The organism is Veillonella caviae, assembly GCF_003992125.1.
GTDB lineage: Bacteria > Bacillota > Negativicutes > Veillonellales > Veillonellaceae > Veillonella > Veillonella caviae.
On record NZ_RQUY01000004.1, the window covers coordinates 1 to 13,880 of the forward strand.

At 38.4% G+C, this 13,880-nt stretch carries 14 protein-coding genes; 3 read left to right on the top strand and 11 right to left on the bottom strand.

What is annotated here, in order from left to right; translation table 11 throughout:
- Positions 1–197: 197 nt before the first annotated feature.
- Both EO120_RS02250 and EO120_RS02255 read right to left on the bottom strand, forming a co-directional pair.
- The gene (locus EO120_RS02250) at positions 198–1,826 is read right to left on the bottom strand and encodes a phosphoenolpyruvate carboxykinase (ATP) (protein WP_127133886.1); all 1,629 of its coding nucleotides are present in this window, start codon (positions 1,824–1,826) and stop codon (positions 198–200) included.
- A gap of 302 nt (positions 1,827–2,128) precedes the next feature.
- Complete coding sequence (locus EO120_RS02255; protein ID WP_127133887.1) at positions 2,129–3,829, bottom strand: PAS domain-containing protein; 1,701 nt, start codon at positions 3,827–3,829, stop codon at positions 2,129–2,131.
- A 528-nt stretch (positions 3,830–4,357) separates the two neighbouring features.
- Between EO120_RS02255 and EO120_RS02260 the strand changes: the two genes are divergently transcribed.
- Positions 4,358–5,131 (top strand): dioxygenase family protein, encoded by a 774-nt coding sequence (locus EO120_RS02260; protein ID WP_127133888.1) that lies wholly within the window; start codon positions 4,358–4,360, stop codon positions 5,129–5,131.
- 148 nt (positions 5,132–5,279) lie between these two features.
- Here the strand turns inward: EO120_RS02260 and EO120_RS02265 are convergent, their stop codons facing one another.
- Together EO120_RS02265 and EO120_RS02270 are read right to left on the bottom strand one after the other, a co-directional pair.
- On the bottom strand, positions 5,280–5,618 hold the full coding sequence (locus EO120_RS02265; RefSeq protein ID WP_127133889.1) for an energy transducer TonB: 339 nt from the start codon (positions 5,616–5,618) through the stop codon (positions 5,280–5,282).
- Positions 5,619–5,630: 12 nt separating this feature from the next.
- On the bottom strand, positions 5,631–5,999 hold the full coding sequence (locus EO120_RS02270) for an energy transducer TonB family protein (RefSeq protein WP_127133890.1): 369 nt from the start codon (positions 5,997–5,999) through the stop codon (positions 5,631–5,633).
- Positions 6,000–6,269: 270 nt separating this feature from the next.
- Here EO120_RS02270 and EO120_RS02275 point away from each other — a divergent pair, with 270 nt between their 5' ends.
- Together EO120_RS02275 and EO120_RS02280 are read left to right on the top strand one after the other, a co-directional pair.
- Positions 6,270–6,446 (top strand): type II toxin-antitoxin system HicA family toxin, encoded by a 177-nt coding sequence (locus EO120_RS02275; RefSeq protein WP_127133891.1) that lies wholly within the window; start codon positions 6,270–6,272, stop codon positions 6,444–6,446.
- Between the two features lie 14 nt (positions 6,447–6,460).
- Positions 6,461–6,838: a type II toxin-antitoxin system HicB family antitoxin gene (locus tag EO120_RS02280; RefSeq protein ID WP_127133892.1), complete on the top strand. Its 378-nt coding sequence runs from the start codon at positions 6,461–6,463 to the stop codon at positions 6,836–6,838.
- Between the two features lie 121 nt (positions 6,839–6,959).
- On the opposite strand, the gene EO120_RS02285 is transcribed toward EO120_RS02280, so the two are convergent.
- The 7 genes from EO120_RS02285 to EO120_RS02315 all read right to left on the bottom strand — a co-directional run bounded on the left by EO120_RS02285 (position 6,960) and on the right by EO120_RS02315 (position 13,764).
- Entirely contained in the window at positions 6,960–7,643 is a 684-nt protein-coding gene (locus EO120_RS02285; RefSeq protein WP_127133893.1) for an energy transducer TonB, read from the bottom strand.
- An 11-nt stretch (positions 7,644–7,654) separates the two neighbouring features.
- Entirely contained in the window at positions 7,655–8,059 is a 405-nt protein-coding gene (locus EO120_RS02290) for an ExbD/TolR family protein (protein ID WP_127133894.1), read from the bottom strand.
- Positions 8,049–8,675, bottom strand: a complete 627-nt coding sequence (locus EO120_RS02295; protein WP_127133895.1) for a MotA/TolQ/ExbB proton channel family protein — start codon at positions 8,673–8,675, stop codon at positions 8,049–8,051. The genes EO120_RS02290 and EO120_RS02295 overlap by 11 nt, the downstream gene beginning before the upstream one ends.
- A 180-nt stretch (positions 8,676–8,855) precedes the next feature.
- Positions 8,856–10,736: a TonB-dependent receptor plug domain-containing protein gene (locus tag EO120_RS02300; RefSeq protein WP_164725712.1), complete on the bottom strand. Its 1,881-nt coding sequence runs from the start codon at positions 10,734–10,736 to the stop codon at positions 8,856–8,858.
- Between the two features lie 116 nt (positions 10,737–10,852).
- Entirely contained in the window at positions 10,853–11,875 is a 1,023-nt protein-coding gene (locus EO120_RS02305; RefSeq protein WP_127133897.1) for an ABC transporter substrate-binding protein, read from the bottom strand.
- A complete protein-coding gene (locus EO120_RS02310) occupies positions 11,868–12,716 on the bottom strand; it encodes an ABC transporter ATP-binding protein (RefSeq protein ID WP_127133898.1) in 849 nt (282 codons plus the stop codon). The genes EO120_RS02305 and EO120_RS02310 overlap by 8 nt, the downstream gene beginning before the upstream one ends.
- Before the next feature lies 1 nt (position 12,717).
- Positions 12,718–13,764, bottom strand: coding sequence for a FecCD family ABC transporter permease (locus tag EO120_RS02315; RefSeq protein ID WP_206512458.1), 1,047 nt, complete (start codon positions 13,762–13,764; stop codon positions 12,718–12,720).
- Positions 13,765–13,880: the final 116 nt, after the last annotated feature.

Sequence of the window (13,880 nt, forward strand, 5' to 3'; positions counted from 1 at the left end):
AGATTAAACCCTTATAACACTAGATATTTACTAGTATTACAAGGGTTTTTACACACACTTTTTGTCCTATAAGCCTATATCCGCAGCATAAAAAAAACATGGCCTACAAGATGAATTTACGTAGCCCCCAAAGGGGGCGTTAAGCGTACTGAATCTTGTAGGACATGTTTTTTTTACACACTAAAAGCAATATAAAATTACATTAATGTTTTAAGTACATCAAGCACCTCTTGAGGCAACTCATTTTTCCCATCTTTTAAGTTTTCCACGTATGTATAGCGGAATTCAAAAGCTTGGTGCAATTGATGGTGATATTCGCGCACATCGAATGGTGGCTCAAAACCTGGCACTTCTACATAGGACAAGTTTTCATACGCACCAAATGGTTCAAATATCAAATCACCTTCTACGAGGCGTTCTAATAAATCAAGGGTAATTTCTTTAGGAATTTTCTTTTCTAAGAAGAATCCTGTGTTCATAATGTAGCAATCAACACCACATTCTTTGAATAGTTTTTTGTAGCTTTCATAATCACGTACTAAAGGGTAAGTACGGAATGGATTTGCATATGGTTCGATAACAAGCGCATTTGGATCCACATTGGCATCTAATTTTTCTGCTGTAGAACGACGTGTTGCCAATGTAGCACCCATTGTCGATGCCAATACAGGGTCATCAATTTTAAGGATTGGTGGTAACGTTTTATCTTTCATTAACCACACGATAGCATTAACAGGTTCACCTACGTAGTTAACACGATTATCTGTCCAGAATTGAGATTTAATAGCACGACCGTTATTATTGCGCACATCCTCAGCTAATACTACTTTGCGACCATCCTCATCAAGAGTAACACCTACATTTTGCAAAGTTAACAAGAATTTATTCGCTGGATGTTCTACAGGGTAGTCCTGCATTTTATCAAAATAAGTCGGTTCCATCGCAATAGAAGACAAGTCACCCGTATTAATGATGTACGCATCATCATGCAAAATAGAAATATCGTAGCGACCATTATGTTTCTCATGGGTCAATGTAGATTTACCAGAGCCGGACAAACCGAATACACCGATAGTGTAAGAGCTACCATTTTTAAGATTATAGCGTTTCATACCACCGTGGCATGCCACATAACCATAGCGGTTTGCCAAGGACCATGCCAAAGTTAATGTACCTTTTTTATGTTCTCCAAAATAACGCATACCGAGAATCATAGCACAGTTATGAGCAGGATCAAAAATAGCAAGACCGCCTGGATGACCAGGAACTACATAATCAGGATCAGAATAGATATAAATATCCCCTTCTGGAATCTCTTGGCTATTTTTATAGAATTCTTTTACTGCATCATCAAAGAATTTAAAATTCATCACCCACGAATACATAATAGATGCGTGATCTTTTGGAATCATCAAATGAGCGCGAGCAGTAAATTTTTCATCTAAACCTACGATAACTTGTGTAGAAATCCACGCTTTATTACGGCTATCGTATACAGCGTCGCGTGCAATACCAGCTAATTCTACCTCATCGATGCCTTCATCACCGATAATGCGACGCGCTTTCGCATAACGACCAGTAGTTTTTCCATCATTCGTAACAAGCACCTTCGCATCCTGTGGCAAACCTTGCTCTTCAGGTTTACATACAGGCATATCTAATACGATAACACCTGGCTCTTCTGTGGCTAATGTATACGCTTCTGCTACAGATGTAACAGGATGCACATTATTACCGTAAAATGCAGTTTCAATAGTACTCCGTAATTTAGAAAATAATGGATTTGTTTTAATTTCGCTTTGATTCCAAACGCGTCTTGTTGACATGTTGCTCCTCACCTTTACTTATGGACTAGTATCTATAAAACAGCTTGTTTCTTGTGAAAGCTAAGGCTTATTAATCTAGCAATCTATACTTTCACGAAACATAGCAAATACTCTCATGTATATCTATTTTACCTTGTTATTTCAAATTTGTATACACAAAGCAATATATATTACATAACAATAAGCATTTTTCTTTCATTAGTGCAACATAATTAAAGGTGAATTATATATCAAACCAATTTATTTTTTATTAACAAATCCATCAATAACACAATTAAAAGTGAGTTATTTTTCAACCTAGTTTATTTTTTGTTAATAAATGTATCAATATTACGAATCAAATCATGTACATCAACATCAGCTCGTTGCGCAATCATTTCAACGGTCGCTACTTTTGCCATAATTTTCACCATTGGGGATTTAAGTTTTTCAAATTTAGGATTTAGGCTAATGAGGTAGTCCACAAGTTCAGGGCTTTGTTTGATTAATTTAGACAATGTTGTTTTTTCGTCTACTTTAAAAACGCCATTTGCATCAATTATTAATGCCTCGGCATCGGATTCTTTAGCTACTGTATTTACACTAGTTGCATCTTGAGTGCCACTATTCGCCATAGCCCCTATATTGCCTGTTGCTTGGCTTTCACCAACGTTAACGATAGAGCTTTCACCAGAATTATCCCCTACATAGCCCTTATCCCATGTGAGCAATGTTTGGGATCCAGTCAATTCGCGAATGTGCGTACAATCCTGCATCATTTCGAGAACGCCGCGGAATTTGCCATTCTCATCGCGCACAGCAGTGTATAACACATAGATAAATAGACCTGGTTTATTTATCCAGAACTCAGCTTGACTTTGCTCGCCAGAACGGAATTTTTCAATAATTTCTTCCACTACGTGCACCGATTTAGCAGGGTGACAATTTTTTACCTCACGACCGATTACATTGGCACTGCGTGGGAAGATACGATGCGAGGTATCACTATAGAACGCCACTAATTCGTTTTCATCTACATAGGATAAATCCACCGGCAAATGACGGAACAAGAGATTAATTTGTTCCAATGTCAACTTACCTGTAGCTACATCGAGGACTTGATTCTTCGCTGGCGCACCGCCATTAATAGGCCCTACATATTTAGATAAAAGGCCTGCCAAATCTTGAAGGAATGCATTAGACACATTACTAGCACTAGCTATGCCTTCTCCACCTATTGCACCACAACCATTTGCTGTAACATCATCGTCATTAACACCTTCTACTACATATACCGGTGGTGCTGAAATAATAGCATATCCGATTTCATGATCGCTTGCACTCATCCGTCCAAATTCTTCGTCAGACAATACTTTAACCGCTGTTGGATACAACACCTCTAACTCTTTAGCATTTAAATCGCGTAATTTTTCCAAGGTTTCTGGCATAGATGCAATAAATTCACTGAGTTTGTCTTCTCTGAGCAATGCATAGCTAGTGCTAATAGCATCACGCACGCCATCATCAAAGGTCCACATAATTCGTGTAGGACGGTCAAAACCATGGTCCTCTAACATTGGATATAATTGATTCTGTTTACGAGATAAATGGATACGCCATTGAGCTAAATTATCAAATACACCGAGCCAAGGATTTTTGATAAACTTATCTTGTTTCAATAATTCATCCGCTTCAATCGCCACTTTTTCTACAGCGTTGATCTCCTCAACATAGACCCACAAAGGATGATTTTTAGGATACACATTATTTGTGCGAACTAATACGCCGTCAAACAAGGCGAGCAAATCATCCATTCTATCTAAAATTTCCTCGTCTTGGTAAACACCTTTCAAACTTTGCTCTGCAAAGGCAAACTCATCTGGTGTGCATGTGCCTAATTTCTCTTTTAAAATGCGATTGCCTTCCATCAAAGACAATTTACCGTCCAAATACTCTTCTTTTACGGACACAATCACTCTATATCGTTCGTTGTTAATATCTAATTGTTGTTTTAATTCGTTCATATAGTGCCTCCTTATGGATTGTTTATGAAAATAATCTATATCGCTCACAACAGAAAGCTTATTTCTACAGTTGTGAACATCTATTGATAGGATTCTATCGGTGCTTACCTCATATAATAGTATATTTGTTTTGAAAGTAATTTTCAGTAGCCCAGGTTACACTTTTAAAAAATATTCAAAAATCCTATTCCCTCGAATGAGTCGGTTTAGCTCACCCATGTCTAGTATATAAGAATCTAATCATTACAATCTTTAATTCATAACAATGTAAAGCCACTGCTATTCACCTCAAATCTATCCATAAAGATAGTCACTATATCAAAATATCCTACTTGCAGTTATAGGTGCATAAGCATATACTTTAGATATATCGAAAATATTAAATTTATCTAAATATTAACAAGTATTATATGGATTCCATTCATTTTACTATGACACAAACCATTCTACCTGCTAATGACATTTAAAGATACTTTCACAAATACATTCACTATGACAAGGATTTATACGAGAAAGGATGTATGCTCTATGAAACGCATGCCCGTTATATTCGCCGGTCACGGCAGCCCTATGCTAGCCATCGAAGATAGCGAACAAACTAGAGGATTACAACAAATTGGAAAAGAGATTCTCCAAAATTATGGAAAACCAAAGGCTATTCTAGCCATTTCTGCTCATTGGTATACGAAGGGAACTTTCATCCAAAGTACTCCTGAACCAAAACAAATTTACGATATGTACGGTTTTCCCGATGAATTATACAAGATAACCTATCCTGTAAAAGGCTATATGCCACTCACCAAAACCGTGCAATCACAATTAGGTAACACTGTATCTATTCATGATTCATGGGGTATTGATCACGGCACATGGACAATACTTATCCACATGTTTCCTAACGCTGATATACCAGTTGTGCAACTGTCTATCAACGGTTATCTCAATGCTAAAAAGTCCTACGAATTAGGCAAACAGCTCATTACATTACGCGACGAAGGGTATCTCATTATTGGCAGTGGCAACATCGTACACAACCTAGGTGAACTAGAATGGAATAATGTTGGTGGTTCTACAGAAGCAATTGAATTTAACACCGCTATTACTAACGCTGTAACAAGTGGTGATATAAAAACTGTAACACATTTTGAAAGCCTACCTCATGCTTCCTATGCGGTACCAACACCAGAGCATTATTTACCGTTATCCTACACACTAGGTGCTGCCGATGGTGATGATGTGCGGATATTTAATGATTTATACAGCACAGGCTCATTATCATTGACTAGTTATATATGGGGCTAATGTTTTATAATCCAGTAATGCCCTACGTTTACACTCCATATATGGCGCAATATATATGCGCTATACACCACAAAAGGGTTATAGAACCAATCTACATTGGCCTATAACCCTTTTTTCTCATTCATTACTAGTCAAAACATCCCATTGTTTAAACATCTAAATCGATATATTCAGTTTTCGATGCTTCTACAGGATTACCAGCACTATCAGTAGCAGGTACATACCGCCAAGTAGATACGGCCTCAACGATAGCTGTATCTACCGCCCAATCACCAGTAGAGCCCTGCAATTCTACATTCTCTACCTCGCCATCCTTGTTGATATCAAAGTGAACATTAATACCTCCCACATCGCCATTATAGTGTTCTAATACATCAGTATCAAAAGATGGTGTAGACACTGGCATTGGCGATTGATAGGTAGCACCATAGGATATACTTGTGCCAAGTATAAAAGCACCTAAGCATGCAATAATTAATTTTTTCATGGAAAAATACCTCTACTTCTTAGTCACTGGCAATGTAATCGTCATGCCAATAATAGATTCATGTGGGGTCTTATCTTTACCAATCGCCGGTTTAAATTCCCATTGTTTCACAGCATCTTTTACGGCTTCATCTACTGGTTCATACCCTGAAGATCGTTCTACAAATACATTTTTTACTTTGCCTTTTTTATCGATTAAGAAACGAATGCGCATGTCATCTGCTACAACAGTTCCTTGAGGAATAATAGGCATCACTGGTTTGACTATAAAAACTTCCTTAGGTGGGGAAACAAAACCTGCTGCATCAACAGAGCTAGGTGTATATATGCCAACAGCTAAAGCCGCTACGGCAGTTACGAGCATGCGTTTTAGTACATTCATAATAAGACCTCTTTTACAATAATATTAGTATATAGATATAATACTAAATTCATGTATAGAAAAAAAGCAGTTTCATCTATTTTACTCGTATAATAACAAATATACTTAGTACCTTGACACAAAATATCCAAATTAAAATACACAATTTCCCTTAACAAATTCTTATAGATAAGAACAGTAGTACACTATATAATTAATAGTAAGTCAGGATTAATTTGTTTCTTTTATATTGAAAAATACGTGTATACGTGTTAATATAAGGAGAGAAATATGAAAGACAAAGATTTGCTAAAACTACTACTTCAAAATGGATGGAAAGATGTACGACAACGAGGTAGCCATCATCGATTAAAGAAAGACAATAAAGTCGAAGTAATCGCCATTCATGGAAAAGATGTCCCCACAGGACTATTAAATGCAATCTTGAAACGAACTGGACTAAAATAAAAGGAGTGATATATATGAGATTTATCTACCCTGCCATAATCCATGATGATACAGATGGATTATGGATTGAATTCCCAGACTTGGAATATACCTCTTCCACAGGAGATACTTTAACCGAACTATTGCAGAATGCCCGTGAAGCAATGGAATTATTTATACTAGGGGCTCTAGAAGATGGCGAAATATTAGCAACTCCATCAGCCATACGTGACTTTCCTATTACAGATTCTACATACCCTACACTAGTAGAATGTGATGTCGATTTAGCTAAAAATACAAAATCTGTAAAGAAAACACTAACTATTCCTGCTTGGTTAAACGAACGAGCATTGGCAAAAAATCTAAACTTCTCGCAAATACTGCAAGAAGCATTGATTGAAAAAACGATATAATAATATAAAAATACCTAGAGAAGAGGGGCATGACCTTCACTCTAGGTATTTTTAGTATTTCATAACAGTGTAGACTTCTCACTTATTTATGAATATCATGGTTCATCAACACTTATCTATTCTATTTAATATCTACTTGGAAACGTTGTATTGCACTCGCTTCAATAGGGTTACCATCAGAATCTTTAGCCGGATAGAATGACCAACCATAGACTGCAGATACCACCGCATCATCAGCTGGACCATAACCAGAAGATTTATCAACCTCAACAAATGTTACATTACCACTAGTGCCTACATAAAGGCGAACTACGATTGTGTCACCAACAGCTTGTGCTTTTGGCACTTCTGGAATCGATGGGTACGGTCGGCTAATAGGGCGCAAACCTTCTGACTTATCCACCTTTCCTTCACCTTTGTTACCACCAACTAATTGATTTTGTCCATCAGTTGGATCCTGAGCAGTAGAATTATTTTGATCTTGGTTCTGATTTTGTGGCATCGGTGGTGTTGGCGTGTTATCATCTACCTTCTTATCCTCTACAGGAATAGTATTAGGTGCATCTTTCACCATTTGCTGTACTTCTTCTTTAGTTGGTGGCGGTGGGATATCCACTTTTTGCTGTTTCGGTGCAGAAATTTGTGGTGCCGATGGCGCCACATCATCAGAAACAATTTCCATTTCGATGGCTTCTGGTTTTGCATTAGCTTCCGGTGCGGAGTAGTTAAGGTATACTGCGCCACCTGTTAATAGTAAACAGTTAATAAGAAGGGAGCCTGCAAGAGATGATTTCCATCTAGACATAGGGCACCTCCTTATTTACTTTCAGTAGCAATAGCAATTTTCGTGATATTCATTTGTTTCAACGTATCTAATACTTGTACGAATGCACCATATTGAGCAGCTGTATCAGCACGCAACACGACAGTCATATCAGTACCTTTAACTTGCTCAATTTGCAAATATTTAATCATGCCCTCAATATCTGTTTTCGTATCATTTACAAATACAGAGCCATCAGCAGTAACTGTAATGGGCACTTTCTTTTGAATGTCTACCTTAGCTGTTTGTGCACCTGGCAAATTGACTGGTACAGATTTTTGTACAACCATAGAGAGCATACTCATCATAAAGAATACGAGCAAGAAAAAGATGATATCAATCATAGGGATAATCATCAATCTTGGTTTATTTGTAGTACGTAAGCTTCTAAGCTGCATCGTTGTCACCTACCAATGCTGTCATGTATACGGCGCCCACTTCTTCCATTTCAGATACTAAGCTATCTTCACGTTGTACTAAATACGCATGAATAACAAGAGCAATGATAGCTACGCAAAGACCTGTAGCTGTAGCGATTAAGGCCTCCCCTACACCGCCAGTAATAGCGAATGGTTCACCATCGGAAACGGACAATACGGAAAAAGAACCAATCATACCAGTTACAGTCCCCAACAAACCTAATAAAGGAGCTAGTGTAACGATTGTTTCAAGATAGTTTAAATGCGCACGCAAACGAGCTGCAATGGCGCCTGCTGCACCTTGTAAAGCTTGTGTTTGTTTATCCACATCGTGAGGCTGAGATGCTGCAGTTTCAACAAGCTCCGCTGCTACCCCGCCATCTTCTTCACAGACTTGGCGCAATTCCTTCCATTTACCTTGTGGCACAAGTTCAGCAACTTTAGCTTTTAATGTATCCATATTGGATTTTGCTGCATTGTACATGCATACACGTTCAATCAAAATCGTAATAGCAATAATAGAACAAATCAATAAAGGCCACATAACAAGGCCCCCTTGTAGGAACAAATGTCCTGCATTAGTAATGAATTCCATAAAAACCTCCTATAGAATAAAACAAAATAGATTAATATCGTTATCCTACAATTCACAACTGAGAAATAACGACTAATAAGACTTGAATTATAACCATTTAATGATAATACATATCATCAATTAACGTCAAATTACCTTTCACTATTTTTTCACCAATTACAAAAATAGCCAAAACTTATATTAGAATGTATGACTCACACCAAATACAAAATGACGTTCTGGCATAGCATAAGCACCACGCACTAAGTTTGTAGCCGCACTAGATTCATAATGTTCATTCGTCAAGTTATAGCCTTTAATATAGAATTTCGTATCTGGTCGCCATTGATAATTGATATTCATATCCCATAAGAAGTAATTGTTGCTGGTATACAAATCACTGCGACCAGTTACATATGTAAAGTTATTGGAAATATCCCATTTATGTTTACTATATGTCAATCCTAGAATATACCCATTGGGACGAGTGTTACGATCATCACTAGCAAAACCTCTACCATTGGCATTAATGCGAATTCGACTATAATCATATCCAGCCCGTACACGCCAAGCATCATTGATTTTATAAGTAGCTCCAAGGCTCAATCCACGACGTTTCTCCTCATCCACATTGTAATAGCGAGTAATTCCATTCCATTGCCAGTTCAAAGCATTTTTCAATTTAGAATCGTATACGCTAGCAGATAAAGTTAATGTATCATTAATCTTGCTATCAACGCCAACCGTTACTGTTCTTGACTTTTCTTGCTCTAAATCAGGATTGCCTTTCATATACGGAGTATTAGCATAACGCATTTTTAATGTTGGATTATTTACTGCAGACCCCCAAGATGCATACACATGAGTATCTTCACTAATCCGTTTATTAACACCAATATGACTCGTCCAGTCCCCACCATAATCACTATGATGTTCATAACGTCCACCTAAATTCATGGACCACCCATCACCTAAAGTCCAACGGTCTTCCGCAAAGATGGATTTCGTAATAGCTTTAGCATCCATTGTAGAGCCATCATTGTTTTCCCATAAGTGTTGCTCTTCCCAAGAAACACCGCCTACAATATCATGATTCTTCAAAGTCCAATTTTTCTGACCTTCAAAGGTATAGTTTCTTAAATCATGCTCATACGGTGTGCCTGCAAATGGAGAATTCGTTTGATCACCATTACGAGTAAAGCGAAGGAATGTGCCTTCACCTTTTTCTTTCTGGTTAAACGTATAAGTCAAGCCTATATTAGTAATCGTAGAATCGAATGTAGAACCACGACCATATACAACACCTTGGGTTGGATTAGTTAAATAAATACCATATCCATCTTTAGCACGAGATCGTCCAAAATCAACAGTAGCACGATCTTTACCAAAATAGCGATCATAGCGGAAAGTCATATCTTCATGATCGCGATAACTATCATAGAATTCATGACTATTACCGTTAATATCGCGATAATCGTAATTGCCGCGTTTTTCTTTTGAATACGTTATCATATAACGATTTAGCTCATCCCCACCAGAATGAGCAATAGCGCCACGGCGGTGATTCCACGTACCATATTCAGCAGTAATAGATGTTTTAGTTTCTGGTGCAGGGTCTTTTGTAATAATATTAATAACACCAGCTACCGCCTTTTGACCATACAACGCAGAATTTGGTCCACGTACAATTTCGATATGATCTACATTATCCATCGGAATTTGATTAATATCTACAGCATTATCATTTCCAGAAACAGTAAGATGATCGAAATTTACACGCCGCCCATTTACAAGAACTAGAACACGAGTATCACCGTTCAACACAGGATACGCTGCAGAGCCATGATCTACTACATCAACATTAGATGCTTGTAATGCTTGAGATACAGAGCCAAAGTTTCCTTTTTCGATACTTTCACTATTAATAACACTAATATTCGCCGCTACGTCTTGAACCGCTGTTTTTACCCGCGTACCAGTAACGATGATATCATCTAATTGATACTCCACCGCCAATGCACTAGGCACAATGGACATAGCAATAGCACTTAATACAATGGATTTCAACACTCTTGTCTTCATAGTCATCTCCTACACAATCCCATAGGGGGATATTACACATTATTGTGAAAGCTAATTATAGCAATACTTCACAGCCATATACATTCCTAATTTTCTAATCTACTAGGGCTATATCATTAATTATCAGTTTCCAATCTATTTACAATCATTTCTAAGGCATCTACGACACGGCCATTACCATTATTAACAGCGCTAAACAGAACAGGTATAATACGTCGTTGTGCTACAGCCCGCATATGTTGCAGATTGGGGTCCTCCGCAATAGACTGAATGCCTTTTTGGGTGAAAGCATCCATATTAGCAACATCATTAGTCATCACCAAAACTATATAGTCAGGGTCATAACCGAGGATACGTTCAGGCCCCACCGTCATCATTCCTTTGGAAGCCAATGTAATAGCGCCAGCTTTATGAACAATATCATGAATAATATATCTATCGCCATATACCGTATAAGTGCTATTGCCATACGTTTGTAAGATAAGCACGGTGGGGCTTGTGCCCCGTCGTGTGGCACGCAGTTCTGCATCAGCGATGCGATTCATCAAACTTTGCTTATACGCATCTGTTCTGTCAGATACGCCAAAAATACGCCCCATATCGTCAATAAAAGGATATACGGTGCTCTCTACTGTCGGTTTACCTTGACGCACCGTAGCAGGCACAATATAGGTACCTACACCTCGCTTGTACCAGTTCCGAACATCACCTAATGCATTAGGTAAAAAATGATGATTCCACCCTATAATTAAATCGGGCTGCAGGGCTAGTACTTCTTCTTTAGATGGTACAAAAGGCGCCTGTAATGTCGGTAACGCACTATAGGCACTCGCCAATTCAACTGGTTCTACGCCATAAGGCTTTAAGGTTCCTATAATGCGATTATCTAGCCCTAAGGCAATGAGCAGTTCCGTCGCCCCTGGATACGTAACAAGTACACGCTGTGGTGGCACTTGATAAGCCACATCAATAGAATGTCCTTCTCCATCATAATTTTGAATTATCACCGCATCACTGCGGTCTAAATTTCTCAACGACTCCACTGTAACACCAGTACCATGAGTATAGCCTAGCCATAAAATACCAATGGATACGATTGTTCCTACCAGTATCTGTGCCCATTTAGATATCCTATACATGATGGTCACCTATCATAGGGGATTCCTTTACATTACAGATATTAGGTGCCGCTTCATAACATTTACTACTGTGCAAGTCTTCTACTACATAACGAGCATGAGGAATATCGTATTCATCATAATTAATAACCGACTCTACTCCATAGACATTAAACAAAGTAGATTCTGTAATGACCTCTTTCGGCGTTCCTAATTGCTGAATAATACCATCTTTTAAGACGCAAATACGATCACAGAATAGAGCCGCTAAATTGAGTTCATGCAAAGCCGCTACCACACCAATACCAAGAGATTTTACAATTTTTAATAATTCCAGTTGATATGTAATATCTAAATGATTAGTTGGCTCATCAAGGATGAGATATTCAGGTTCTTGTACCAAAGCTCTGGCTAACATAACTCGTTGTTGTTCACCACCGGATAATGTCATAAACGAGCGATTCTTAGCATGCCACATCCCCACCTTATTTAGAGAACTTTCAGCCAAAGCATAATCATATTCATTATCATCATCAAAACTCTTTTTATAAGGTGTACGCCCCATAAGAGCAATATCCATAACCGAAAAATCAAAATCAAGGTGTGTAAATTGCCCCATAACAGCAATCTTTTGAGCACTCTCACGAATGGATACATCTGCCAACGGCACATCATCAAAATAAATTTGCCCTTGTTGAATAGGATTAACTCGATAGAGGTGTTTTAACAGTGTAGATTTACCGCAACCATTAGGTCCAATAAGCCCTACAAATTCATGCCCACCTAAAGTCAAAGATATATCCTGTAAAATCTGTTTTCCTTCAACTACATATCGCAAATGTTCAATACGAATCGCTCTCATATTAACCTCCAAAATTCCGCGAATTACCAAATAGTAATTTCATAAATAATGGAGCACCCATAAGGGCTGTAATAATACCGATTGGCAAATCACCAGATGAGAGAAGTACACGACTCAATACATCTGCCCATACGAGGAAGATGGCACCAAACAATACGCCTACAGGCAAAAGGTTACGATGCGATGCACCCACTAAAGAGCGCATCATATGCGGAATTACTAGCCCCACAAAACCAATAATGCCACATTGAGATACAAGAACACCTACGAGAAGTGCAATAAGCCCCATATAGATACGACGTTGTTTCGTCACATCGATACCAAGTGTAATAGCAGCCTCTTCACCGAGAAGGAGGGCATCTAAAATGCGTACCCGGCTCATAAAATATGCTGTTATAACGGCTACAACAGCCATAGGCAAGACAAGACCATCCCATTTAGCATCTGCCAAAGAGCCCATAGTCCAAAATGTAGCCGATTGCATCCCTTCTGCATCACCTGCCATGTAAATGATAAAATTCGATAATGCCGTGCACAAGGCACTCACTACTGCACCTGCTAGGATAAGACGCACAGTAGACATACGACTTCGAATACCCGCTAATAAGAGTACGCCTACAGTGGCTACCATAGCGCCGATGAAAGCACCCATAGGAACACCGATAACAACACCTTGAACCGCCAATATACTACCTAATAAGATAGTAGCAACAGCTCCTACCGATGCCCCGGATGCAATGCCTAAAATAAAAGGTTCTGCCAAAGGATTTTGTACAGATGCTTGCATAACAAGTCCTGACAATGCTAGCCCTGCCCCTACAATAGCCGCTAGGAGAGCTCGAGGTACCCGAATATCCCAAACGATATCAGCTATAGCTGGTGCTACTAGAGGCTCCAGCCCCCACAGCTTGGCAACGATAATATGCCACACATCACTAGGTTGTATAGATACAGCTCCTGCTGATACAGCCAATACAATAGATACTACTAAAAGCAATATTAACCCCCACTGTACAACCACTAATCGAGTTTGACTGATATAACTCACCTACACTTTCTACTATACCAATACACTAGATATAATTTATCCCCTACCAGCCTATATATCTTCACATTACACATTCATTCCATCAAATGAGTCAATCAAATATATTAAACTATTCT